Raw genomic sequence first — 24,928 nt, forward strand, 5'->3', positions numbered from 1 at the left:
CTGAGAAGCTACCTGAGATGACCTACCCGAGCCATATCGATAGCCTCCAAGCGGACTGCTCGGGCATCGTCAATCGTCGTGGTCTAAGAATCTACGTCGGCTATGTACTCAAGCACCAGACCATTGGACTGGAGCAAATAGAGGACGGGGTCTGGGATGTTATCTTCGGTCCAATCATCCTTGGACGGATTGACGTAAGAGACGCCATTGATGGCTACGTGACACTTCGGGTGTTACCGATGTGAGTGCACTTTTTTGTAACCCATGTGGGGGATCCGTATACTGGTATGACTCACCCACATAGGTTACAAATCAGTTCCCTCACTCCGGCATTGCTCCGTGGGCCCGCCGCGAAGGGCCATCCATGGCCCAGCGCGGCTATCCCGGCATCCATGCCGGGATGCCCACTACACAATGCCTGCGTTTGGCCCTTGTGGTTAACGGGGCGCCCAAGATCAAAAACAAAAGCAAAAGCAAAAGCAAAAGCAAAAGCAAAAGCAAAAGCCAAAGCGAGGCGGCCTTACAGCCGACCTATTCCCCGGCAATACTCGGGAACACCGCCTGTAGGAGCAAAGCTTGCTCGCGATGGCGCCAGGTCAGCAGTATTGATATTGGCTGACCCACTGCAATCGCGAGCAAGCTTTGCTCCCATAGAGATTTTCAGTAAACACAAATCTTGTACCCACCTGCGATCCCCTGTGGGAGCGAGCCTGCTCGCGATGGCGTCAGGTCAGTAGCATTGATACTGGCTGACACACTGCAATCGCGAGCAAGCTTTGCTCCCACAGGGATCTGGGGAACATCACATTGCACAAACCACCCGATTACGCCCACTTGCCTTGGCCTGGTACAGCGCTTTGTCCGCAGCGTGCAGCAGTTGTTGGACTTCGCCATAGGGCCCCTGTGCCCAGGTCGCGATGCCAATGCTGACAGTCATCGGCGTGTCACCGGCTATGGTGGCTGGCAGTTGCTCCACCGCTTCGCGAATATGTTGGGCCATGGCGAATGCACCGGCGGTAGTCGTCTCAGGAAGAACCACCGAGAACTCCTCACCCCCGTAGCGAGCCGCCAGGTCGGCGGGGCGGCGGACGTGTCGGTTGATGACCTCGGCCAAGGCTCGCAAGGCCGCGTCACCGCGTGGGTGGCCATAGCGGTCGTTGAATGCCTTGAAATGGTCTGCATCGACCATCAATACCGACAGCGGTTGGCCCGAACGCTGGGCCCGCAACCATTCCTGTCGCAGGGTTTCATCCAGGGCACGGCGGTTTGCCAGGCCGGTCAGTGCGTCAACGGATGCCAAGTGAGCCAATTCTCGCTCGGCACGGTGGCGGCGCCGCAATTCGCGGCGCAGCAGCCAGGTCAGCCAGAGCAAGCCGATACACAGCGCGCCCGTGGCGCCGCTGACCAGCAGTGCAGTGCGTTGCCATGACGCGAATACTTCCTGGGCGGAAAGCGCCACCACGACGATCAATGGCAGGTCGCCCACCTGAGAGAAAGTGTACAGGCGTTGCGTCTGATCGATGCTGGACACGCTGGTGAAACTTCCGTTGCCTTCACGCAGGATGCGCATGAAGTTGGGCCTGTTACTGAAGTCCTTGCCAATCATGTCCTCGGCCAGGGCGGGCTCCTGTGCCAGCAGGATGCCGTCGCGACTGACCAGGTTGACCGTACCGCCATGGCCGATGTTCAAGCTCTTGAATAGTTGGCTGAAGTAGTTCAAGCGCATCGCGGCCTCGGCCACGCCTATAAACTCACCTCGCTCGTCATTCATCCGATAGCTGAAACTGATGCGCCAATCGTGGGCGGCACTTCTGGAACGGAACGGGCGGCTGATCATCATGCCCAGGCTCGGGTTCTGGAGATGGGATTGGAAATATTCCCGGTCGGCGTAGTTGCCTTTACGCGGTTCGACCGAGGCGGAATCGGCAATTACATCGCCATGCTTGTCGAGCAGCAGGATATCGCCCTTGTAAGGCGCGGCGGTGGCGCGGTCGAACAGAGCCAGGTGGCGGACCGTTGGCGAAACGTCCTTCAGGTCGTCGCGTTTTGCCGTGGCGATCAAGCCTTGCAGTGACAGGTCATAAAGCTCGACGTTACGCAGCACGTCGGCATCGATCAGTTGCACGATATTGGTCGCTGCACGCGTGGCCGCCTGTTGGGCGCTGGCGTGTTCGCGGATCAGCAGGAATGTGACGATGCTGAGGATGGCGATGACGACCAATGAGCTGGCCAGTACGAGTACCCTTTCTGAACGTCTCGATGGCGGGGTGTTGCCGGGTGTCGCACTGCTTGCGCTCATGGTTCCAATGTCTGCATGGTCATGTGGCAGGGATCCTTCCCAATGGATTGCACGGGCAATGAACCAGATACTGGCCTTCTGCTGATTGTGCTTGGATCGGTGTAAGCGGGCAATCGGTGTTCGTGGAATAGCCCATGGGAATTGGCGGAGCCTGGTCGGCGATTTTGATCGAGTTGGCTTTCGCCCAGCATTCAATGGGGCAAAAGGCAACCTTCGAACGCAACCGGGACCTTTGGGAGAGTGTCAGGCTGGCAGGCGAATCCCGAACGTATTGGCGCCCCGGTCGCTGCGCACGAACACGTCCCCGCCATGCATCAACGCGATCGCCTTGACGATGGCCAACCCCAACCCATGGTTCGCGCCGCTGTTGCTGCGGGAGGCGTCGACCCGATAGAAACGTTCGAACAGGCGCGGCAGATGTTCACCGGCAATCGGTTCGCCAGGGTTGGTGACGGCGAGGGTGATCTGCTCGCCGAGGGCTTCGATGCGCACATCGATCACCTCTCCCGGGGCAGTGTGCCGCACGGCATTGCTCAACAGGTTGATCAGCGCCCGGCGCAGGTGGGCAATTTCGATATTGGCCTGGGCATCGCCGCTGACCCGGACCTGGACCTGGGCGTCTTCGAGAATGAAGTCCAGGTAATCGAGGGTAGTGGCCACTTCGTCGGCCAGGGACGCGTTGGTCAGCTTGGTGGCCTTGCTGCCCTGGTCGGCGGAGGCCAGGAACAACATGTCATTGATGATCGAGCGCAGGCGCTCCAGCTCCTCGAGGTTCGATTGCAACACTTCAAAGTAATGCTCGGCCGAACGCCCACGGGTCAGCGCCACCTGGGTCTGGCCGATCAGGTTGGTCAGGGGCGAGCGCAGTTCATGGGCGACGTCGGCGTTGAATGATTCCAGTCGCGAATAAGCCTGTTCGACCCGGTCGAGGGTGGCGTTGAAAGAACTGACGAACTGGTTGAGCTCCGGCGGCAGCGGCGACAGCTGCAAGCGCCCGGAGAGGCGTGGAGGGGCCAGGCGCCGGGCCTCCTCGGACAGCTTGATCAGCGGCTTGAGTCCGATCCGCGCCACCCAATAGCCCAGCGCCGAGGCCAGCAACACGCCGACAATCGCCAGGCTCACCAGTGCCACCAGCAAACGGTGCTGGGTCTGGTAGAACGTCTCGGTGTCGATGCCGATCATGAAGCGTAGTGGCGGTCGCTGGTCCTTGGCCGGGAACTGGCTCACCAGCACCTTCATCGGAGAGTGCCGGTCGGGCAACTGCAGGTCGTGCTTGCCCGGTGGTCCGTTAGTAACGGCCCGTATCTGTGGATCGGGATTGCCATATTCGAAGCGGGGATCGCCGCTGGTGATCCAGAAGTGAATGCGCTTGTCTTCTTCCGCCAGCAATCGCAACTTGTTATTGATCTTCACCCAGTGCTCGGGTGTACCGTAACGGCCGATGGTGGATTCGAGTACGCTGTAGCGGGCATCGAGCTCGGCTTCGGGCAACAGGCCCAGGCCTGTTTCGACCTGTTGATACAACGCGCCGCCGATCAGCAGGAACACCAGGGCCGCCACCAGCGTGAACAGGCCACTGAGCCGCAGCGCGATGCTGTTACTCACCGCGATTTTCCAGGACATAACCCATCCCGCGAATGGTGTGCAGCAATTTCTGTTCGAACGGCCCGTCGAGCTTGGCGCGCAAGCGTTTGATCGCCACTTCCACCACGTTGGCGTCGCTGTCGAAATTAATGTCCCAGACCATCTCCGCAATGGCGGTTTTCGAAAGGATTTCTCCCTGGCGGCGGGCCAATACGCTGAGCAGGGAAAACTCCTTGGCGGTCAGGTCCAGGCGCTGACCTGCGCGGGTGGCCTTGCGACTGATCAGGTCGATCCACAGGTCGGCGATGCTCACCTGCACCGGTTCATGGCCGCCGCTGCGGCGGGTCAGCGCTTGCAGGCGCGCCACCAGTTCGAGGAAGGAGAACGGCTTGCCCAGGTAATCGTCGGCGCCGTCGCGCAATCCCTTGATGCGATCCTCGACCCGTTCGCGCGCGGTGAGCATGATCACCGGCGTCTGCTTGCGGGCTCGCAGGGCTCGCAGCACGCCGAACCCGTCCAGGCCTGGCAGCATCACGTCGAGCACGATCACGGCGTATTCGCTTTCCAGGGCCAGGTGCAGGCCCTCGACGCCGTCAGGCGCCACGTCCACGGTGTAACCCTGTTCCGTCAGGCCGCGATGCAGGTAATCGGCGGTTTTCTCTTCGTCTTCGATGATCAGAACGCGCATGGCCCCGCCTCAGTCTGTGGTCGTCAGCGCCGCTGTCGACGCGGGCTCAGGTGGAAGGGGGCGCCGATGGAACAGTCGCTCGAGCCACAAGTATATGACCGGTGTCGTGAACAGCGTCAGCGCCTGGCTCACCAGCAGGCCGCCGACCACCGCGATGCCCAGGGGCTGGCGTAACTCGGCTCCGGCGCCATAGCCGAGCATCAACGGCAGGGCACCCAGCAGGGCGGCCAGGGTGGTCATGATGATCGGGCGGAACCGGGTCAGGCACGCCTGGAAAATCGCCTCCTGGGGCGCAAGCCCGCCGTTGCGCTGGGCATCGAGGGCGAAGTCGATCATCAGGATACCGTTCTTCTTGACGATCCCGATCAGCAGCACCAGTCCGATCAAGGCCATGATGGAAAAATCCTGGCCCAGCAGCCAGAGCATGATCAGTGCACCAAGGCCAGCCGAGGGCAGGGTGGAGATGATGGTCAGCGGATGCACGAAGCTCTCGTAGAGCACGCCCAGAATGATATACACCGCCACCAGTGCAGCGAGGATCAGCCACGGCTGGCTCGCCAGCGAGCTCTGGAAGGCCTGTGCCGCGCCCTGGAAGCTGCCGGTGATGGCGGCGGGCATGCCGATCTCGTTCTTGGTCTGTTCGAGGATGCGCACCGCGTCCCCCAATGCCACGCCGGGCGCCAGGTTGAACGAGAGGTTGGCCGCCGGGAACATGCCGTCATGGGCAATGGACAGCGGACCGTTGGTGGGCGCATCGAAGCGCGCCAGCGCCGAGAGCGGCACCATTTCTCCGCTCAGCGGCGAACGCAGGTAGAAGTACGCCAGGCTCTCGGCCTTGCCCCGTTGCCGGGTCTCCAGTTCCAGGATGACGTTGTATTGGTTGGTCTCTGTCTGGAACTCGTTGATCTGCCTCTGGCCGAACGCGTCGTACAGGGCCTGGTCGACATCGCTGGCGGTCAGGCCGAAGCGCGCCGCCGCGCTACGGTCGATGTCGATATGAGTGATGCTGCCGCCCAGTTGCAGATCGTTGGAGATGTCGCGCAATGCCGGGTTGGCGCGCAGTTTTTCGGTGAGCTTCTGTGTCCAGGCAGTGAGCGTCGGCCCATCGTTGCTCTTGAGCACGTATTGGTACTGGGCCCGGCTGGGGCCTGAGCTGAGGTTGATGTCTTGCCCGGCCCTGAGGTAGAGCACCACGCCAGGGATCTTCTGCAATTGAGGGCGAATCCGGTCGATGAAACCACTGGCTGACACATCGCGCTCGCCCCGGGGCTTGAGGGCGATCCAGAAGCGGCCGTTGGCGATGGTCTGGTTGTTGCCTGAAACGCCTACGGAATGAGAAAAGGTCTGCACTGCAGGGTCGGCGGCGACGATTTCGGCCAGGGCCTTGTGCTTGTCCACCATGTCGGGAAAGGACACATCGGCCGCCGCTTCGCTGGTGCCCAGCACCAGGCCGGTGTCCTGCACGGGGAAGAAGCCCTTGGGGATGAAGATGTAACCCACCACGGCCAGCGCCAGGGTCAGGCCGAATACACCGATCATCAGGGACTGGTGGGCCAATGCCCGGCGCAGGCCCCGTTCGTACCAGCCCAGCAGCCGTTCGCCTAATCCCGGCTGGCGGTGTGCCTGGTGCACCGGGGCACGCATGAACAGAGCGGCCAGGGTGGGCGCCAGTGTGAGTGACACCACCACCGATATCAGGATGGTCGAGGTGGCGGTGAGGGCGAACTCCTTGAACAGGCGCCCGACCACGCCACCCATGAACAACAGTGGTATGAATGCGGCCACCAGCGAGAAGCTGATGGAAACCACCGTGAAGCCAATTTCCCCGGCGCCCTTGATTGCCGCCTCGCGCATGCCGTCGCCGGCTTCCAGGTGCCGGTGGATGTTCTCCACCACCACGATCGCATCGTCCACCACGAACCCTACCGAGATGACGATCGCCACCAGGGTCAGGTTGTTCAGGCTGAAGCCCATGATGTACATCAGGGCGAAACTGGCGGTCAGCGACACCCCCAGTACTGCCGAGACGATCAGAGTCGCCGAAAGCTGGCGCAGGAACAGCGCCATCACCGCCACCACCAGCAACACTGCGAGCAGCAGGGTGATTTCCACTTCGTGCAGCGAGGCGCGGATAGTCTGGGTCCGGTCGATCATCACCTTGACCTGGACGGCGGCGGGCAGCATGGCTTCCAGGGTGGGCAGGGCTGCCTGGATACGGTCGACGGTCTCGACGATGTTCGCTCCCGGCTGCCGGAAGATCACCAGGTTGACGCCGGGCTCCTGGTCGGACCAGGCCTGGACGTAGGCGTTTTCCGAACCGTTGACGACATTGGCGATGTCCCTGAGGTGAACCGGTGCGCCGTTCTTGTAAGAGACGATCAGATCACCGTATTCCTCTGGCTGGAACAGCTGGTCGTTGGTGGACAGGGTGGAAATGCTGGACTCGCCGTAAAGCGCGCCCTTGGCGAGGTTGAGGCTGGCCTGCTGGAGTGTCACGCGGATATCGGCCAGGGTCAGGCCGATGGCGGCGAGACGATCGGCCCAAGCCTGGACCCGGATCGCGGGACGCTGCTGGCCGGTGATGTAGATCTGGCCCACGCCGTCGATCTGGCTGATCTGCCGGGCGAGCAGCGTTTCGACATAGTCGCTCAGTTCCGTGCCGGGCATCAGGCTGGAGCTGATGCTGAGGATGAGCACGGGACTGTCGGCCGGGTTGACCTTGCGCCAGGTGGGCAGGTTCGGCATGTCATTGGGCAGTTTGCCGGCGGCGGTGTTGATGGCCGCCTGCACTTCCTGGGCGGCGGTGTCGATGCTCTTGTCGAGGCTGAATTGCAGAGTCAGGTTGGTCGAGCCCAGGGCACTGCTGGATGTCATCTGGGTGATGCCGGGGATGGCGCTGAATTGGACTTCCAGCGGCGTCGCCACCGAGGACGCCATGGTTTCGGGGCTGGCGCCAGGCAACTGGGCATTGACCTGGATCGTCGGGAATTCCGCCTCCGGCAACGGCGCGACGGGCAGGCGAGGAAAGGCGATGCACCCCAGTAGCACCAGGGCAAACGTCAACAGTACCGTGGCGACAGGATGATCGATGCACCATGCCGAGACCGAGCCACGGCCCTTCATGGCTGTGACTCCGATGTCCTGGCAAGCGCCGGCGGATCGCTGAGCACCTGGATGCTGGCTCCCGGCTTGAGCCGTGACTGCCCATCACTGACCAACAGGTCACCGGCGTGGACCCCCTTGATGATGTGCATGTCGCTGTCCTGGTAGACCATCTCTACCGGTACGCTCTGCACTTTGTTGCCCTCGACCCGGTACACGAAGTGCTGCTCCAGCCCACGCTGGACCACGGTGGGCGGTACCACCAGGGCATCCTTGTCGAGGGCGGTCTGGATCTTGAGCGTGACCAGTTGCCCGGGCCACAAGCGTTGCCCGGCGTTGTTGAATTCGGCCTTGGCCCGCAGGGTGCCGGTATTGGCGTTGATCTGATTGTCGATGAGGCTCAGGCGACCCTCGCCCAACAGTTCGCCCGGGTTGCCATCGGCGCCGATATAAGCCTTGACCAGGGCCGGTTCGGAGGCGGCGATCAGCCGTTGCAACGTCGGTAGCATCTGCTGGGGCAAGGAGAATTCCACCGCGATCGGATCGATCTGGGTCACGGTGAACAGGCCTTCGGCATCACTGGTGCGCAGGAAATTGCCTTCGTCCACGTTGCGGATGCCGACGCGCCCGGTCACCGGAGAGCGGATCCGGGTGTAGGACAACTGGACCTCGGCGGCATCGATGGACGCCTGGTTGCCTTGGGCGGTGGCCTTGAGCTGATTGACCAGGGCCTGTTGCTGGTCGTAGGTCTGTTTCGATACGCCGTCGTCGACGCTCAATGCCTTGTAGCGCTTGAGATTGACCTGGGCCACCGCCAGCTGCGCCTGGCTTTCGCCGAGCTGGGCCCGGGCCTGGTCGAGGCTGGCGCGGATGGAGCGGTCGTCGATGGTCGCCAGCAGGTCGCCCTTTTGTACCCGTTGCCCCTCCTTGACCAGCAAGCGGGTCAGGATGCCGTCGATTTGTGGACGGATCACCACGCTGTGCAGGGACAGCACCGTGCCGATGCCGCTGACGAAGCGGGGTACGTCCTTCTGTTGCACGCTGACCACACGAACCGGAACGGCGGCGGGAGCGCCCGGCCGGGTGGTGACGGGTTTCATGGCAAACCAGAGGACGAGGGTCGCCAGGGCGGCCAGCAGTGCGACAAGCAGGACGGTTTTTTTCTGGATGTGCATGAATAGGGAAGGCCGGTTCGGACGAAGGAATTTTTATGTTTCTTATATAGCGTTGCGAGACGGTCAGGAAGGTGACGGCTAACTGACGGGCGTGTCAGTTTTGTCCCTTAACATTGTCAGAGGAGTCGCCACAGGAAGTCATCTGCCCAACGCACCGCCGGAGCGGGCAGGTATACTGGCACCTTTCGTGGCCCGCTCACCGGGCCCGGCTTGCATGCATTGCCCGGAGCTTTCGACATGACTTCCCCGACTTCTGCGCCCACGGATGAACTTCCAAACGGTGACCAGGCTGCACGGCCGGCCGACACAGGGGAGGCCAAGGCGACAATTGCGCCGTTCAAATTTCCCTTCAAGCCCGGCGAACTGGCTGCTGCCAAAGGGACCGGCCAATTGCCGTGGTACAGGAACGGCGTGAAAGATGGCCATGCCAAGACCCCGGGCGCTGCGCCTCCCGGCACACGTCGCTCCATGGGCAAGCGCTGAGCAGCCGCCCGCCAGGGGCGCGGGCTGACGACTTCAACCCGTGACCCGTGCCCCGGTCAGACTGCCGCTCAACTCATACGCTGTCAGCTCGGCCTGATGCGCCGTGAGGATTTCCGGCAGCGAGCCTCGCAGATACTCCACCCAAGTCTTGATCTTCGCATCCAGGTACTGGCGTGAAGGGTAGATGGCGTAGAGGTTCAGTTCCTGGGAACGGTAATTGGGCATCACCCGCACCAAGGTGCCGTTGCGCAGGCCTTCGATGGCCGCGTAGACCGGCAGTACCCCCACCCCCATTCCGCTGGTGATGGCGGTTTTCATGGCGTCGGCGGAGTTCACCAGGAACGGCGACTGATTGATCGTAACCATCTCCTGGCCTTCCGGACCATCGAACACCCATTTCTCCAGTGGGATGACCGGGCTGACCAGGCGCAGGCAGGCGTGATTGAGCAACTCGCCGGGCTTCTGCGGGCAGCCGTTGGCTTTCACGTAGGCGGGCGAGGCACACACGATGCTGTAGGTGATGCCCAGGCGTTGGGAGACGAAGCCTGAATCCGGCAGTTCACTGGCCAGTACGATGGAGACGTCGTAACCCTCGTCGAGGATGTCCGGCACCCGGTTGGCCAGGGTCAGGTCGAAGGTCACGTCCGGATGGGTCTTTCGATAACGGGCGATGGCATCGATGACGAAATGCTGGCCGATGCCGGTCATGGTGTGGACCTTCAACTGTCCGGCCGGGCGAGCGTGGGCATCGCTGGCCTCGGCTTCGGCCTCTTCGACGTAGGCCAGGATCTGCTCGCAGCGCAGCAGATAGCGCTTGCCGGCTTCGGTCAGGGCGATACGACGGGTGGTGCGGTTGAGCAGGCGGGTTTGCAGATGGGCTTCCAGATTGGAAACCGCACGCGAGACGTTGGCTGTGGTGGTGTCGAGTTGCACGGCGGCGGCGGTGAAACTGCCGGCTTCGGCAACACAGCAGAACGCACGCATGTTTTGCAAAGTGTCCATGAACGGTTCTCTTGAGAGGTGGCAAATTGTGACACGAAGTTACAGCGCTACGGGACCCCGACTTATGGATTATCGCGTTAACGGTAACAAAGAATCGCAGAAAGGTCGGCTTATCGCCGGTGAGTGGCGTACCTAGAATTGCCGGCATTGCAGTCGTGACCTGTCTAGCGCTGACTTTTGTGGGAGCGAGCCTGCTCGCGCAGGATTGTGTTAACAGGCAAGCACGCTCATCACCTCCCCGTGCCCACCTCAGGAAATTGTCGCAAGTGCCGCGTTGCATCAGCAGAGAGCTGAAGACTCTCAGTGTTTGGGTTTTGACGTCAGCCATCAGCGGTTGCATCGGGACAGGAGGGATTGCGCCGCAAGACAAGGCGTTGCCGGCCAATCAACTGGCCACTGACGCCGCGATCCGCGAGGCTGCCTACGACGCTCACTGGCCCATCCGTCAATGGTGGACAGCCTATGGCGATCCGCAACTGGATCGTTGGATCGACCTGGCCGTGCAAGACAGCCCGACCCTCGCCATGGCGGCAGCCCGGGTGCGTCAGGCCAAGGCCCTGGCCGGCATGGCCGAGGCGGCCGAGTCGTTGCAAGTCAACGCTGACACGACGCTCAGGCGCCACAACTGGCCCACCGATCAGTTCTATGGACCCGGCGAGCTGGCTAATACCACCACGTGGGACAATAACGCGGGCCTGGGCCTGAGCTATGCCCTGGATCTCTGGGGCCGCGAACGCAACGCCAGTGAGCGGGCCGTGGATCTGGCGCACATGAGCGTGGCGCAAGGGCGCCAGGCGCAGCTGGAGTTGCAGAACAACATCGTGCAGGCCTACATCCAGTTTTCGCTGCACTATGCCCAGCGCGATATCGTCGCGGCGACGCTGCGTCAGCAGGAGCAGATTCTCGACCTGGCGCAAAAGCGCCTGGACGGTGGCATCGGCACTCACTTCGAGGTCAGCCAGGCCCAGGCGCCACTGCCTGAAACCCATCGTCAACTCGACGCCCTCGACGAAGCCATTGCCTTGAGCCGCAATCAGCTGGCGGCGCTGGCGGGCAAAGGACCGGGGGAGGGGGCGCGGTTGCAACGGCCAGTCCTGGCCCTCGGCGCACCGTTGAAGTTGCCCTCGGCATTGCCCGCCGAACTGCTTGGCCAGCGTCCGGACGTGGTTGCCGGACGTTGGCAAGTGGCAGCCCAGGCCCGGGGTATCGATGTGGCGCGTGCCGGTTTCTATCCCAACGTCGATCTGGTGGGCAGCATCGGCTATATGGCGACCGGCGGTGGCGCGCTGGAGTTTCTGACTGGCAAGAAGCTGACCTACAGTGCCGGACCGGCGATCTCATTGCCGATTTTCGACGGTGGCCGCCTGCGTTCGCAGTTGGGTGAGGCGGCGGCCGGTTATGACGCCGCGGTCGCGCATTACAACCAGACCCTGGTGAATGCGCTCAAGAGCATTTCAGATCAATTGATCCGTCGCCAATCCATGGACAAGCAACAGGCCTTCGCCGCCGAATCGGTGGCCGCCGCCCAGCGTACGTACGACATTTCATTGGTGGCCTTCCAACGCGGATTGACGGACTACCTCAACGTACTCAACGCCCAGAGTCTGTTGTTCAAACAGCAACAAGTGCAGCAGCAGATCGAGGCGGCGCGCCTGAGTGCCCATGCGGACCTCGTGACGGCGCTGGGTGGCGGGCTGGAGGCGGGCGGCGACGTGCCGGCGGCCGCTGCGACGCGCCCGGCCAACGTCCCGGCCGTCCTGTCTGCCCTCGATCATTGAGTCTGTGCCGATGACGTTCTTGCTTGCTCCCTGGCGCTGGCTGTACCGGCTCGAATGGCGCCGCGGTTTTTTCGACTGGGTCCGCAGCGACGGCGTGACGTGGGTCTACATGTTCAAGGTGCTGTCAGCCGCCTTCCTGACGCTGTGGCTGGCGATGCGCCTGGAACTGCCGCAGCCGCGCACAGCTATGATCACCGTGTTCATTGTCATGCAGCCCCAGAGCGGCCAGGTGTTCGCCAAAAGCTTCTACCGCTTCCTCGGGACCCTGGCCGGTTCGGCGGTGATGGTGGCGTTGATCGCATTGTTTGCTCAAAACACAGAATGGTTTCTGGGTTGCCTGACGATCTGGGTCGGTTTCTGTACGGCGGGAGCGACACGTTCGCGCAATTTCAAGGCCTACGGTTTCGTACTGGCCGGTTACACCGCAGCGATGATCGGCCTGCCAGCGCTGGCCCATCCGGAAGGTGCCTTCATGGCGGCGGTCTGGCGAGTGCTGGAAATTTCCCTGGGCATTCTCTGTTCCACCCTGGTCAGTGCCGCGATCCTGCCGCAAACCGCCAGTGCCGCGATGCGCAACGCCCTGTACCAGCGCTTCGGGGTGTTCGCCCTGTTCGTCACCGACGGGTTGCGCGGACGGAGCCGGCGGGAGGCGTTCGAGGCCGGCAACGTGCGCTTCATCGCCGAGGCGGTGGGGCTTGAAAGCCTGCGCAGCGTCACCGTATTCGAAGACCCGCACATGCGTCGGCGCAACGGTCGGCTCAGTCGCCTGAACAGCGAGTTCATGGGCATCACCACGCGCTTCAACGCCTTGCACCAGTTGCTTGAACGTCTGCGCGGTAGCGCGGCGGACCACGTCGTCAACGCCATCAAACCCGGTTTGTACACCTTGGCCGAGTTGCTCGACGGTTTCAGTAACCGGGGGCTGACCGACGCCGATGCGGCGCGCCTGGGGGCGGCGCTGGCCGAGTACAAAGCCGCGCTGCCGGCCCAGGTGCGGCGACTGCGGGCGTCGTTCCAGGACACTCAACCCAGCGACGCGCAACAGCTGGACTTCCACACCGCCTACGAGTTGCTTTATCGCTTTGTCGACGACCTGCACGGCTACGCGCTGACTCATGCTTCGTTGGCCGAGCACCGCCACGAACGGGAGCGCTGGGACGAGCCGTTCGTGCCCCAGACCAACTGGCTGGCGGCTGCGGCGTCGGGATTTCGCGCCGCGTTCATTCTGTTGGTGCTGGGCAGTTACTGGATCGCCACGGCGTGGCCGAGCGGCGCGACCATGACCATGATTGCCGCGGCCACTGTGGGCTTGTCCGCAGCGACGCCGAACCCCAAGCGCATGGCGTTCCAAATGGCATGTGGCACCTTGTTCGGCGCGCTGGTCGGTTTCGTCGAGATGTTTTTTATCTTCCCGCTGATCGACGGCTTTCCCTTGCTTTGCGTGATGCTGGCGCCAGTGATCATGTTCGGCTCGTTTCTCAGCTCGCGGCCGAAATACGCCGGGGTCGGGCTGGGGTTGCTTATTTTTTTCTGCACCGGCTCGGTGCCGGACAACCTGACGGTGTACAACCCCTACACCTTCATTAACGATTACCTCGCGATGATTCTCGGCATGCTGGTGTGTGCCGCCGCCGGGGCGATCATCCTGCCGCCCAACAGCCGCTGGCTGTGGCGCCGGCTCGAACAGGATCTGCGCGAGCAGGTGGTGTTCGCCATCAGCGGAAGGCTCAAGGGGCTGGCATCGGGCTTCGAAAGCCGCACCCGGGATCTGCTCCACCAGGCCTATGGGCTGGCAGCGGGGCAGCCGCAGGTGCAGCGGGACTTGCTGCGCTGGATGCTGGTGGTGCTGGAGGTCGGGCACGCGATCATCGAATTACGCAAGGAGCAAGCGATCCTGCCGGTGCATCCGGCCTATGCCGAAAGCCAGCCGTGGCGCCAGGCGATCCGCGTGATGGGACGGTCGCTGGTGCGGCTGTTCCGTCAGCCTGGACAGCACAATCTGGAGCGTGCCCTGGTGGCCGTGGACCAGGCCATCGGCCGCGTCCAGGCGACCGATGAACCTTTCGCCCCGCACTTCGACACGTCGGCCCTGCGCCGAGTGAAGAGCTACCTGCATTTCATCCGCACTTCGTTGCTTGACCCGCAATCGCCATTCGCTGCCCCAGGACCCTGAACATGCCCCGTGAAATCGCCTTCCATGGCGTGTACATGCCCACCATGACCCTGATGTTTTTCATCGCCGCCGCGTTGGCCTGGGCCTTGGACCGCTTCCTCGCGGGGTTGGATCTGTACCGCTTCTTCTGGCACCCGGCGCTGCTGCGCCTGAGTCTGTTTACCTGCTTGTTTGGCGCGCTGGCGCTGACGGTCTACCGTTGAGATCGATGTGATGAAAAAGTTCTTCAGCTTGTTGGCGACGTTGTTGGTGCTGGCGCTTGCGTTGTGGATCGGCCGTACCCTGTGGGTCCATTACATGAATACACCCTGGACCCGCGATGGCCGGGTGCGGGCCGACATCATCAACGTGGCCGCCGACGTCAGCGGCGAGGTGGTGGAGGTCCCCGTGCGTGACAACCAGACGGTCAAGAAAGGCGATCTGCTGATGCGCATCGACCCCGAGCACTACCGCATCGCCGTCAAGCAGGCCCGTTCCCTGGTGGCATCGCGCAAGGCTACCTGGGAAATGCGCAAGCTCAACGCCCATCGCCGCGCGGATATGGACAGCCTGGTGATCTCCCGGGAAAACCGTGACGACGCCAGCAATATCGCTGATTCGGCCCTGGCCGACTACCAGCAGGCCCAGGCACAACTGGAGGCTGCCGAATTGAACCTGTCGCGCACCGAAGTCCGAGCGGCGGTAGACGGATATGTCACCAACCTCAACGTGCACCGGGGCGACTATGCCCGTATCGGCGAAGCGAAGATGGCCGTGGTGGATATGCATTCGTTCTGGGTCTATGGCTTTTTCGAAGAAACCAAGCTGCCCAAGGTTCGGGTCGGCGATTCGGCCCAATTGCAGTTGATGAGCGGGGAGGTGCTCAAGGGGCATGTGGAAAGCATCTCCCGCGGCATCTACGACCGCGACAACCCGGCAAGCCGCGAACTGGTGGCCGACGTCAACCCGACCTTCAACTGGGTGCGCCTGGCCCAGCGGGTACCGGTGCGGATTCATCTCGATGAAGTGCCGGAAGGGGTGCTGTTGGCGGCGGGGATGACGTGTACGGTGGTGGTGGAGGAAGAACGCTGAAGCCAGCCGATGACTTGTGGGAGCTGGGCTTGCCCGCGATAGCGGTGGATCAGTCGACGAAGATATTGGCTGTACCGCCGTCATCGCGGGCAAGCCTTGCTCCCACAGCCTTGCTCACCCAGCCTTGCTTGCACCGTTAAAACGACCTGTTCAAGCCAAACCGCTTCATCAAACCCTTCTCCAACAGCCCCTTGGGCAGCCAGCCGGCCATCAGCGGCAGGGTCCGGCTGCCGTTGCCCAGGCGCAGCAGGCGCGGTGGCCTGGGTTGTTGGATGGCCTTGAGCAGGCCGGTGGCAAAGTCGCTGGCCGGGGTGGGGTTGTCCTGGGACGCCCTGGCCCGGGCGCGGATACCGTCGCGCAGGGGCCACCAGGGCGACTGTTCGCCGATCAACTGTTCGGCTTCATGGCCGGCATTTTTCGCGAAGCTGGAGGCGATGGCGCCGGGTTGAACCTCCATCACGCGGATGCCGAACGGCGCCAGCTCCATGCGCAGTGCATCGCTCAAGGCATGCACCGCGGCCTTGGAGGCGCAATAGGCGCCGGCGAACGGTGTGACCAGCACACCGGAAACACTGCCGATATTCACTACCATCCCCCTGGCCCGGCGCAGCACCGGGAACAGTGCACGGGTCACTCCGACAAGGGCGAACACGTTCGTTTCGAACTGGCGCTGCATGGCCGGTACACCGCCGTCCAGCAGCGGGCCCATGGCGCCGTAGCCGGCATTGTTGACCAGCACATCGAGGCCGCCGTGTTGCTGGTTGATCCGTTCGCTCAATTGTTCCAGGGCCGGGCCGTCATTCACGTCCAACTGTACGGCGGTGAACCCGGCGGCGCTGAGCACCGCGACGTCCTCGGCCTTGCGGGCACTGGCCCAGACCTGGTAACCGGCGGACTTCAAGGCGTCGGCGAGGGCGCGGCCGATGCCGCTGGAACAACCGGTAATCAACGCAACGGGCATGGCGCGTTCCTTGTGTAAAAAAGTCAGAGACGTCAGTCGGAGAAACTACCGTGCAACCGCTCTGCGCGAAACTCCAGTGTTTGCGGGCGGTAGCCGGGACGCAGGGGTGGCAGGGGCAGGCAATCCTGCCATTGGGCGCCGGCCTGCAACTGGCCGGGGCCACGATAGCGCGGTGCGTTGTAGGGGGTGTCGGCCAGGTTGATGGTGTCACCGGGCGCGTACGCCGTGACCCGCCAGCTCAGGTCGACCAGCGGCACATCGTTTGTGTTGCTCAGGTTCAGCAGCAGCGGTCGGTCGGCGGGGCAGTGGTCGGGAGCATAGGTCATGCGCAGTTCCAGGCGCGCCAGTTGCCGGGTTTCGCGGTTTTCCTGCCAGATCACCCACGCGGCCACCAGCCCCAGCCCGACGAACGCCGCCATTGACACTGGCAGCGCCTTGGCCGGGTAGCGCAGCAGCAGAATCAGCCAGGTGATGACCAGCAAGACGCCGATAAGCATGTTCGAAGCCTCCGATACCGTCGCCACATCCTACCGAAGGGCGCGGTCCATGGATATTCTCGTCGATCCTGCTCCGTCGGTCGTCACTGTTATATCTGACAGTAGGCATCGGTGTCCGCCCCTTGTTAGATGTTGCTGAGACGGAGGCGACGCGATGATCAAGAGAGCCGGATGATGAGCATGGAGCACGCTACCCCGAGGCTGACGGTCGTCGATCCACGCTACCTGCCGGTCCGCTCGGTCGATTATTGCCGCATCGGGAGTGGCCCCACCCAGCGGCGGATCAATCGCAGCCTTTTCGATGCGGCGGGACGGACCACCAGGCAATGGGATCCGCGCTTGTGGCGTCTGTACCAGGAAGATGAGTCCGTCCCCGCCAACCTTTCGATGGTGTATTCGTTATCCGATGTCAGGCTCTTTACCCTCAGCGTCGACGCTGGCCGCCGGATCGATCTGCCAGGGCTCGCGAGTGAAGGCTTGCGCAGTTGGGACGGCCGTGGAACGAGAAAGGAAGCGGCCTATGATGACTTGCTCCGTCCCGTAGCGGTGTTCGAGCAGAGTACCGGGCAGCCGTACCGGTGTGTGGAACGCATGAAGTACGGTTATCCGGGCCAGGGCAATCGCGACCATAACCAGTTCGGGCAGTTGATCCGTCACGATGATCCGGCGGGCAGCGTGTTGCTGACGTCCTTTTCCCTCCTCGGGCACAACCTCGATCAGCAACGTCGCTTCGTCCTTGACGCGGCCATACCCGACTGGCCGGCACCTGAAGGCGACCGCGAGCCCTTGCTCGAGCCGGGCGAGGGGGCCCGCTCGAGCTGGCGCCTGGGCCCGCAAGGCAATGTGCTGGAGCAGCTCGATGCCAGGGACAATCGGCAACGCCACACGCTGACGCTCGATGGCCGGCTGGCAAGCAGCCAATTGTTGTTGCAGGGCCAGAGTCAGTGGCAGCCGCTGGTAAGTGATATCGGTTATAACGCCGAGGGCCGGATCGAACGGGAAACGGCTGGCAACGGTGTGCAGACCAGGCTGACCTACAGCCCCGAGGACGGTCGATTGACGCAGCGTCATGCCCGTCGGGGCGATCAAGTGTTGCAGCACTTGGTCTATGCCTACGACCCCATGGGCAATGTACTGGGCATCGAGGACAGGGTGCTGCCGGTGCGCTACTTCGCCAATCAGCGGATCGAGCCCGTCAGTCGTTTTACCTACGACACGCTCTATCAACTGATCGAGGCCACCGGCTGGGAAGCGGGCAGTGCGAACCAGGGACCCGAGTCCGTTGGCCGTAACGATCCGGCAGCGGTCAGCAACTATCGGCAGACCTATCGCTACGATGAGAGCGGCAATCTGTTGGAGCTGACCCACGTCGGTGTTCAGCATCATGGGCATCGAATGAAGGCGGCCCGCTACAGCAATCGTTGCCTGTCGTACCGTGACGATGCGCCGCCGACGGAGGAAGAAATCGACGCAGCATTCGATGCGCAGGGTAACTGCCTGGAATTGGAAGGTGGGCGGCTGGTGGTCTGGGACCTGCGTAATCAGCTGAGCTCGGTTACCTCGATCGAACGCGCCTCGGGGCGCAACGACAGCGAAGTTTATGTCTACGATGGCAGTGGTCTGCGCGTGCGCAAGCTTCGCACGCTGCAAGCCGCAACCCGGACGTTGGCTGCCGAGGTGCGTTATCTGCCAGGGTTGAAGCTGCGCGCCGACAGTGCCACCGGCGAATCACTGCAGGTCATTACGGCCCGGGGCGGGCTCAACAGCGTTCAGGTATTGCGCTGGGAAAGAACACCCCCTTCGGGGGTGAACGATCATTATCGATACAGCTTTTCCGATCATTTGGGCTCGGTCGGCCTGGAGTTGGATCATGATGGGCGAATCATCAGTCGAGAGCATTTCTACCCCTTCGGCGAGACCGCTTACCTGGCCGGGGAAGATGTGATCGAAGTCAGCTATAAAACGGTTCGTTACTCTGGCAAGGAGCGGGATGCGACGGGGCTCTATTACTACGGTTTCAGGTATTACGCGCCATGGCTGCAACGCTGGATGAGTCCGGATCCGGCGGGTGAAGTGGATGGGCTCAATGTCTATCGAATGGTGCTCAATAACCCGTTGACGTTTTTCGACGAGCAGGGCGAAGGGGCTCTGTCGGATACTTCATTGACGAGCGCGATTGGCATTTATGCCACCTATAAGGATCGCTACAGCGACACGGACAGGCAGCTGCCCTTTACGATGATGGCCGATATCACCGGTAATGCATTGAATTTTAAAAATAGTAAGGCGCCACCCTCGATGCTGGAAAAGGCCAAGGAAAAGCGTTTCACGTTGAGGCACTACACGTCGGGCGAGGGAGGCAAGGCCCCGGCCTTCGAGACGATCGCGCCCTTCTTTTCGCTGATCTACCAAGAGATAAAAAAATTGGGTGGCAAGGGTGGCAATACTGCCGAGAAAGACTGGACGAAAGCGGGAAACATCGCGTTTACTTTTTTTCTTCTGGCCGTGGATGGTCAGGTAAACGAACGCAGGTTCCTCCAATCCACGACCCATTTTGCCGAATACGACCTGGAGGATGACAAGGCGCTGGAGGCTGCGTTGGGGGTGGGCTTTGAACAGGTCGAGTTTTTCGCCTCCCCTGACGTGTTGCATCCCGAGCATGCTGCGAACCTGGGCGCCGTGCCGGCGGTGAAAGGTCGCTTGAAAGACCTGAAGGCGTTGCTGTTGGGCAATTCAGGCCTCTCACCCGTACAAGTCAAGACGATGGATTCAGCCGCGTTGCTCGAGCAGATCGACCGGGCCTTTGGCGGCAGCCTCGAAATCAAGATTCCAGGCTCGGTGAACGTCAAAAGCTGGTACAAAAAGCCGATGAATACCGCCGCCAGGAGGCTTGCGGCATGATCATGTAAAAAAAGCCCCCACCCAACCCACTGCGGATAGGGACGCAGTGGGCTGGATGGGGGCTTCGTTTGGGGCCGAACGTTATTGCGCTATGGTTTTCACCGACACGCCGCGTTCGATCGGGGTGGAGCGACCGTAGATGTCTTCGAAGCGTTCGATGTCGTCTTCGCCCAGGTAGCTGCCGGACTGCACTTCGATGATTTCCAACGGGATCTTGCCTGGGTTGCGCAGACGGTGAACCGACGCGATCGGGATGTAGGTCGACTGGTTTTCGGTGAGCAGGAACACGTTCTCGTCACAGGTCACTTCGGCGGTGCCGCTGACCACGATCCAGTGTTCGGCGCGGTGGTGGTGCATCTGCAACGACAGGCATGCGCCCGGCTTGACCGAGATGTGCTTGACCTGGAAGCGCCCGCCCATATCCACCGAGTCGTAGGAACCCCACGGACGGTAGACTTCGCAATGGTTCTGGGTTTCGTTGCGCCCCTGTGCGTTGAGGGTGTTGACCAGTTGCTTGACGCCTTGGACCTTGTCCTTGTGGGCGATCATCATGGCGTCCTTGGTTTCGACCACCACGATGTTTTCCAGGCCGATCACCGACACCAACTTGCCGTTGCCGTGGATCATGCAGTTGCGGCTGTCCTGGATCACCACATCGCCCTTGGTGACGTTGCCGTTGGGGTCTTTTGCGTTGACTTCCCACAGCGACGCCCAGCAGCCGACATCACTCCAGCCGGCCGACAGCGGTACGACGCAGGCGCGCTGGGTTTTTTCCATCACCGCGTAGTCGATGGAGTTGTCCGGGCAGCAGGCGAAGGTGGCTTCGTCCAGGGTGATGGTGTCCGGCGTCTGTTCACTGCGCTCCAGGGTCAGCAGGCAGGTGTCGTAGATGTCCGGATCGTGTTTCTTGAGCTCCTCGAGGAAGCGGCTGGCGCGGAACAGGAACATGCCGCTGTTCCAGAAATAGCCGCCCGCTTCGAGGTATTCCGCGGCGCGTTTGGCGTCGGGTTTTTCAACGAAGTGCGAAACGCGACTCACGCCTTCCGGCAGCAGTGCATCGTTGGTCGACTTGATGTAGCCGTAGCCGGTTTCCGGCTTGGTGGGCGGTACGCCGAACAGCACCATTTCGCCACGCTCGGCGGCCACGGTGGCCAGGGCCAGGGCTCGTTGCAGGGCTTTCTGGTCTTCGATGACGTGGTCGGCAGGCAGCACCAGCATCAGCTCATCGCGACCTTCATTGACCAGCATCATCGCCGTCAGCGCCACGGCCGGCGCGGTGTTGCGCCCGAACGGTTCCATGAGGATGCGCTGGGCTTCCAGATTGCGGCTGCTCAACTGCTCGTTGACGATGAAACGGTGGTCTTTGTTGCAAACCACGATGGGCGTGTCCATGCCTTCGAACACCAGGCGTTCGATGGTCTGCTGGAACAGGGTGTGTTCCCCGGTCAGGGCCAGGAACTGTTTAGGGAATTGCTTGCGCGAAAGCGGCCAAAGACGTGAGCCGCTACCACCTGACAAGATCACCGGAATCATGTGTGTTACTCCTTTGAAGCGAAATGGTTATAGAGCTACTGCGTTCTGTCGTTTCACTCTTGTTTTTATTCCGTGCCCGAATGACGCCTTGAACTGGGTGGGAGCGGGCTTGCTCGCGAATGCGGTGGATCAGTCGCCATTGATGTTGAATGTCAGACCGCTTTCGCGAACAAGCCCGTTCCCACAGGGGGACTGCGTCAATCGAGCGAATCCATCAGCGGGTTGAAACTGGACGCTTTACCCAGACCGGCGACAAGCTGCTTCCGGAGCCGGTGACGTACAGCACGGCGGCTTCGCCGCGCTCCAGGGCCACGGGCTTGAGATCGCCGACTTTCTTGTCGCCTTCGAACAGCGCCAGGCTGACTTTCACCGGGTTGATTTCACGTTCGCCACGGCCTTTGGCCGCCACGTTCGGCACCACTTCGGTCTTGCCGTCGGCGGTCTTGAGGGTCAGTGCCTTGTCGGTGAGGTTCTGCACGCGCACCAGGGACTTCTGCTTGTTCTTGAACGGCGGTTCTTCGATCAGTTGAGGTTGGCCGCTGGCGTTGTTGACCAGGGTGTAATAGTGATCGGGAGCCAGCTTCACCGGCACGGTCTGGCTGCCGACCTTGGCGCTGTAGTCGCCGCCGGGCATGAAGCTGAAGTCAGTGCTGGCCAGCGGTGCCACGTCGTTGAGGTTGGTGCTGCCGACGGTGGCGCTGACTTCGGCATTGCTGGCGTTGTAGATGCGCACGAAGCTCGAACCTTTTGGCGCGACAGGGCCGTACAGGGCCGAGTCCCCGGCGAAGGCGGACAGTGAAAGGGCGCTCATGCTGGCGACCAGGGCAACGGCCTTGAAGGAGCGAGCAGCGAGACGACGAGGAGTAGTGTTGAAAGTCATGGTGGACCTCTCTTTCAGTTTTGCGCCCGGTCGGGCGTCTCGGATGGGGTGTTGGCGGCTACGTTCTGTTGACGTGCACCGGCCTGTTTGAGCTCTGCCACCCACTGCGGGTCGGCGTCGCCGATTTCGTTGTTCACGGGCAGATAACGTTCAGGAAACTCCCAGATCAGCACTTGTGGCGGGCTGTTCTTGAAAGCGTCGCTCTTGAGGTAGCTGAGCATCGGCAGAATCGGGCCATGGCCGTCTTCGGCGTAGTTCACGACATCGCTGTGCAGGGCTTGCTTGAGTGCACCGACGAAGTTCCAGTTGGGGTTGGCGCTGTAGCTGGTGCCGATCAGGGCCACGGGCACCTGGGCGTCGGCAAACAAGGCGTCGTCGCCGGCTGGTTTGTCGTCGGCTTCGCGGGTGTTGCGCTTGACCAGTGGCTCCTGGGCCGGCATCAGGTTTTCAAACAGCGGATCCAGGGGCAGGAACTGGCGCAGGTCACCCTTGTGGATGATTTTTTCCGCCGGCTCGGTGACGAAGCGTTGCGGTTCACCGTTGAGCGGCGCGCGCTCGGCGATGGCCTTGGCCAGGTGCTCGGCGGCGACCTGTGCACCTTCCGGGGTCCAGTGGGTGTCGGTGCGCAGGAACACTTGCTGGCCGCTTTGCTTGGCCTGTTGCAGCGGGCCGAGCAGGTCGGGTGCGAGGATCTTGTCCGCCGCCACGCGGGCGTGGAAATCCTGGTAGAGGTTGGCGTGAATACGCGATGGCTTCACTTCACCCAGATGCTCCGGATACAGGCGCGCCTTGGCCGGCACGATGGCCATGACCAAGGTGATGCCTTGCTCCTTGAGCTTCTGGCGCACGCCTTCGACCAGCGCGTAGTTGCCTTGCAGGTTCAGCTCTTCATTGACGATCGGGTTGAACTCTTCGTCGCTGTACAGCCATTGGTCGCGGCCCAGGACCACGCCTTTGCGGCCTTCATTGAACAGCTTGTAGTCCAGCGCGGCCCAGATGTTGGTGCCCAGGCGCTTGATCGGGAACTCGTCATCGTAGTGAGTTTCCACGGCCTTGGCCCAGCGTCCGTTAAGCACGGTGGCGTCGGGATTGGTACTGAAGCCGAAGAAACTGCGCATCGACCACAGGCCCAGGACCGTCAGGATCAGCAGGAACAGCGCGATGTAAAGGATGCGTAATGAACGGGTCATGTTCGGATCCCTCAGAACTGGAAGTAAAGGAACGGCGAGAAGCTTTGCGCCGAGAGTTTGAGAATCGAGGCGACGAACAGCAGCAGCACCAGGGCGCGCATCACGTAGCGTGACCAGTCCACGGTCCAGTAGGCCGGTTGCACTTGGGCTTCGACGCCCACGGTGTAGCCCGGTTCGTGGATCTTCGCTGGGTCCTCGCCCGGAACGGCCTTGATCATCCCGGGTTGTGCGGTTGCGGGGCCGTCGGCCTGGGTGTTCACTTCAGGCTTGGTCTTGACCGGCGGACGGTTGGTATAGAAGTCCCGTAGGCCGAAGAAGGCGAGGGTGACGTAGGCCACTACCAGTGTGGCGATCTGCAGGCCGGTGAGGTTGGCGCGGGTCAGCTCCGACAGCGACCAGTCGCTGAAGCTGAACATGGCGCTGTACATGCGACCGGCCACGTGCAGGTTCTCGGCACGGAAGATTACCCAGCCCATCACCACCAGCAGGAAGGTCAGTGCCCAGCGGATCGGATTGATGGTGCGTGGCGTGGTGTTGATGCCCACGGCCTTTTCGATGGCCAGCCAGATACCGTGCCAGGCACCCCAGATCACGTAGGTGAAGTTCGCGCCGTGCCACAGACCACCGAGCAGCATGGTCAGGAACAGGTTGCGATAGGTCATCAACGTGCCTTTGCGGTTACCGCCCAGGGTGATGTAGAGGTAGTCACGCAGCCACGTGGACAAGCTGATGTGCCAGCGGCGCCAGAACTCGGTGATCGACTGGCTGATGTAGGGCTGCTTGAAGTTTTCCATGAAGCGGAAACCCATCATCAGGCCCAGGCCGATGGCCATGTCGCTATAGCCGGAGAAGTCGAAGTACAGCTGCGCGGTATAGGCCAGGGCGCCGAGCCAGGCATCGCCGGTGGTCGGGTTCTGCAAGGCGAAGCAATGGTCGGCGACCACCGCCAGGGTGTCGGCGATGAACACTTTCTTGATGAAGCCCTGCATGAAACGGGTGCAGCCTTCGGAGAACTTGTCCAGGGTATGCGTGCGGTTGTTGAACTGGTCGGCCAGATCGCGGAAACGCAGCACGGGCCCGGCGATCAGGTGCGGGAAAATTGCCACGAACGCCGCGAAGTCGATCAGGTTGCGGGTAGCCGGAGTGTCACCGCGATAGACGTCGATGATGTAGCTGATGGACTCGAAAATGTAGAACGAGATTCCGATCGGCAACAGCACATGGGTCAGGATGAACGGTTCGAGACCGAAGCTGGTCATGATCGCGTTGAGGCTGTCCACCCCGAAATTGGCGTACTTGAAGTAGCCCAGGATGCACAGGTCCACGCCTACGCCAAGCAACAGCCAGCGCTGGGCCGGTTTGGTGCGCACGCCGGCGGCGCCGACTTTCAGGCCGATCCAGTAGTTCCACAGGGTCACGGCGGCGAACAGCGCCAGGAAGTCCACGCGCCACCAGGCATAGAACACGTAGCTGGCGATCAGCAGCAGCAGGTTGCGATAGCGTTGCCCGCTCAAGTAGTACAAGCCGAGAAAGATCGGCAAGAACAGGAACAGGAACACATTGGATGAAAATACCATCCCGATCTCTCCATGTTGAATCAGCATTCAAGGG

The 24,928-nt window shown here is 61.9% G+C and carries 18 protein-coding genes and 1 pseudogene; 7 read left to right on the plus strand and 12 right to left on the minus strand.

Going from position 1 to position 24,928, the window contains the following annotated elements; translation table 11 throughout:
- A pseudogene (locus AD666_RS26695) lies at positions 1-245 on the plus strand (IS481 family transposase); the annotation flags it as partial.
- Positions 246-802: 557 nt separating this feature from the next.
- Here the strand turns inward: AD666_RS26695 and AD666_RS00950 are convergent.
- From AD666_RS00950 to AD666_RS00970, 5 genes are all read right to left on the minus strand, one after another.
- Positions 803-2,299 (minus strand): sensor domain-containing diguanylate cyclase, encoded by a 1,497-nt coding sequence (locus tag AD666_RS00950; RefSeq protein ID WP_053146631.1) that lies wholly within the window; start codon positions 2,297-2,299, stop codon positions 803-805.
- A 243-nt stretch (positions 2,300-2,542) separates the two neighbouring features.
- The gene (locus AD666_RS00955; RefSeq protein ID WP_053146633.1) at positions 2,543-3,922 is read right to left on the minus strand and encodes a heavy metal sensor histidine kinase; all 1,380 of its coding nucleotides are present in this window, start codon (positions 3,920-3,922) and stop codon (positions 2,543-2,545) included.
- Entirely contained in the window at positions 3,897-4,571 is a 675-nt protein-coding gene (locus AD666_RS00960; RefSeq protein ID WP_053146635.1) for a heavy metal response regulator transcription factor, read from the minus strand. Before AD666_RS00960 ends, AD666_RS00955 begins: the two co-directional genes overlap by 26 nt.
- Before the next feature lie 9 nt (positions 4,572-4,580).
- On the minus strand, positions 4,581-7,694 hold the full coding sequence (locus tag AD666_RS00965; protein WP_053146637.1) for a multidrug efflux RND transporter permease subunit: 3,114 nt from the start codon (positions 7,692-7,694) through the stop codon (positions 4,581-4,583).
- Positions 7,691-8,848 (minus strand): efflux RND transporter periplasmic adaptor subunit, encoded by a 1,158-nt coding sequence (locus AD666_RS00970; RefSeq protein ID WP_053146642.1) that lies wholly within the window; start codon positions 8,846-8,848, stop codon positions 7,691-7,693. Before AD666_RS00970 ends, AD666_RS00965 begins: the two co-directional genes overlap by 4 nt.
- A gap of 237 nt (positions 8,849-9,085) precedes the next feature.
- Between AD666_RS00970 and AD666_RS00975 the strand changes: the two genes are divergently transcribed.
- Complete coding sequence (locus AD666_RS00975; protein WP_053146644.1) at positions 9,086-9,331, plus strand: hypothetical protein; 246 nt, start codon at positions 9,086-9,088, stop codon at positions 9,329-9,331.
- Positions 9,332-9,364: 33 nt separating this feature from the next.
- On the opposite strand, the gene AD666_RS00980 is transcribed toward AD666_RS00975, so the two are convergent.
- On the minus strand, positions 9,365-10,333 hold the full coding sequence (locus tag AD666_RS00980; RefSeq protein WP_053146646.1) for a LysR family transcriptional regulator: 969 nt from the start codon (positions 10,331-10,333) through the stop codon (positions 9,365-9,367).
- A 266-nt stretch (positions 10,334-10,599) separates the two neighbouring features.
- On the opposite strand from AD666_RS00980, the gene AD666_RS00985 reads away from it, so the two are divergent.
- The 4 genes from AD666_RS00985 to AD666_RS01000 are packed head-to-tail and all read left to right on the plus strand — an operon-like array spanning position 10,600 to position 15,355.
- Entirely contained in the window at positions 10,600-12,111 is a 1,512-nt protein-coding gene (locus AD666_RS00985) for an efflux transporter outer membrane subunit (protein WP_053146648.1), read from the plus strand.
- A gap of 10 nt (positions 12,112-12,121) precedes the next feature.
- Entirely contained in the window at positions 12,122-14,284 is a 2,163-nt protein-coding gene (locus AD666_RS00990) for an FUSC family protein (RefSeq protein WP_053146649.1), read from the plus strand.
- Between the two features lie 2 nt (positions 14,285-14,286).
- Positions 14,287-14,487 (plus strand): DUF1656 domain-containing protein, encoded by a 201-nt coding sequence (locus tag AD666_RS00995; protein WP_053146651.1) that lies wholly within the window; start codon positions 14,287-14,289, stop codon positions 14,485-14,487.
- 10 nt (positions 14,488-14,497) lie between these two features.
- A complete protein-coding gene (locus tag AD666_RS01000; protein ID WP_053146653.1) occupies positions 14,498-15,355 on the plus strand; it encodes an HlyD family secretion protein in 858 nt (285 codons plus the stop codon).
- Positions 15,356-15,491: 136 nt separating this feature from the next.
- Here the strand turns inward: AD666_RS01000 and AD666_RS01005 are convergent, their stop codons facing one another.
- Positions 15,492-16,316, minus strand: coding sequence for an SDR family oxidoreductase (locus AD666_RS01005; protein ID WP_053146655.1), 825 nt, complete (start codon positions 16,314-16,316; stop codon positions 15,492-15,494).
- A gap of 32 nt (positions 16,317-16,348) precedes the next feature.
- Complete coding sequence (locus tag AD666_RS01010) at positions 16,349-16,813, minus strand: hypothetical protein (protein ID WP_053146656.1); 465 nt, start codon at positions 16,811-16,813, stop codon at positions 16,349-16,351.
- Between the two features lie 174 nt (positions 16,814-16,987).
- On the opposite strand from AD666_RS01010, the gene AD666_RS01015 reads away from it, so the two are divergent.
- Complete coding sequence (locus tag AD666_RS01015; RefSeq protein ID WP_053147425.1) at positions 16,988-19,714, plus strand: RHS repeat domain-containing protein; 2,727 nt, start codon at positions 16,988-16,990, stop codon at positions 19,712-19,714.
- Positions 19,715-19,795: 81 nt separating this feature from the next.
- Here the strand turns inward: AD666_RS01015 and AD666_RS01020 are convergent, their stop codons facing one another.
- The 4 genes from AD666_RS01020 to AD666_RS01035 all read right to left on the minus strand — a co-directional run bounded on the left by AD666_RS01020 (position 19,796) and on the right by AD666_RS01035 (position 24,894).
- Entirely contained in the window at positions 19,796-21,247 is a 1,452-nt protein-coding gene (locus AD666_RS01020; RefSeq protein ID WP_053146658.1) for a mannose-1-phosphate guanylyltransferase/mannose-6-phosphate isomerase, read from the minus strand.
- A 214-nt stretch (positions 21,248-21,461) separates the two neighbouring features.
- Positions 21,462-22,127, minus strand: a complete 666-nt coding sequence (locus AD666_RS01025; protein WP_053146660.1) for an alginate O-acetyltransferase AlgF — start codon at positions 22,125-22,127, stop codon at positions 21,462-21,464.
- Between the two features lie 14 nt (positions 22,128-22,141).
- Positions 22,142-23,317 carry an alginate O-acetyltransferase gene (locus AD666_RS01030; RefSeq protein ID WP_053146661.1) on the minus strand — a complete coding sequence of 392 codons (1,176 nt, stop codon included), beginning with the start codon at positions 23,315-23,317 and terminating at the stop codon, positions 22,142-22,144.
- A gap of 11 nt (positions 23,318-23,328) precedes the next feature.
- Entirely contained in the window at positions 23,329-24,894 is a 1,566-nt protein-coding gene (locus tag AD666_RS01035) for an MBOAT family protein (protein ID WP_053146663.1), read from the minus strand.
- Between the last annotated feature and the right edge of the window lie 34 nt (positions 24,895-24,928).

It is taken from the genome of Pseudomonas sp. Pf153 (assembly GCF_001269775.1).
GTDB classification, from domain to species: Bacteria; Pseudomonadota; Gammaproteobacteria; order Pseudomonadales; family Pseudomonadaceae; genus Aquipseudomonas; species Aquipseudomonas uvaldensis.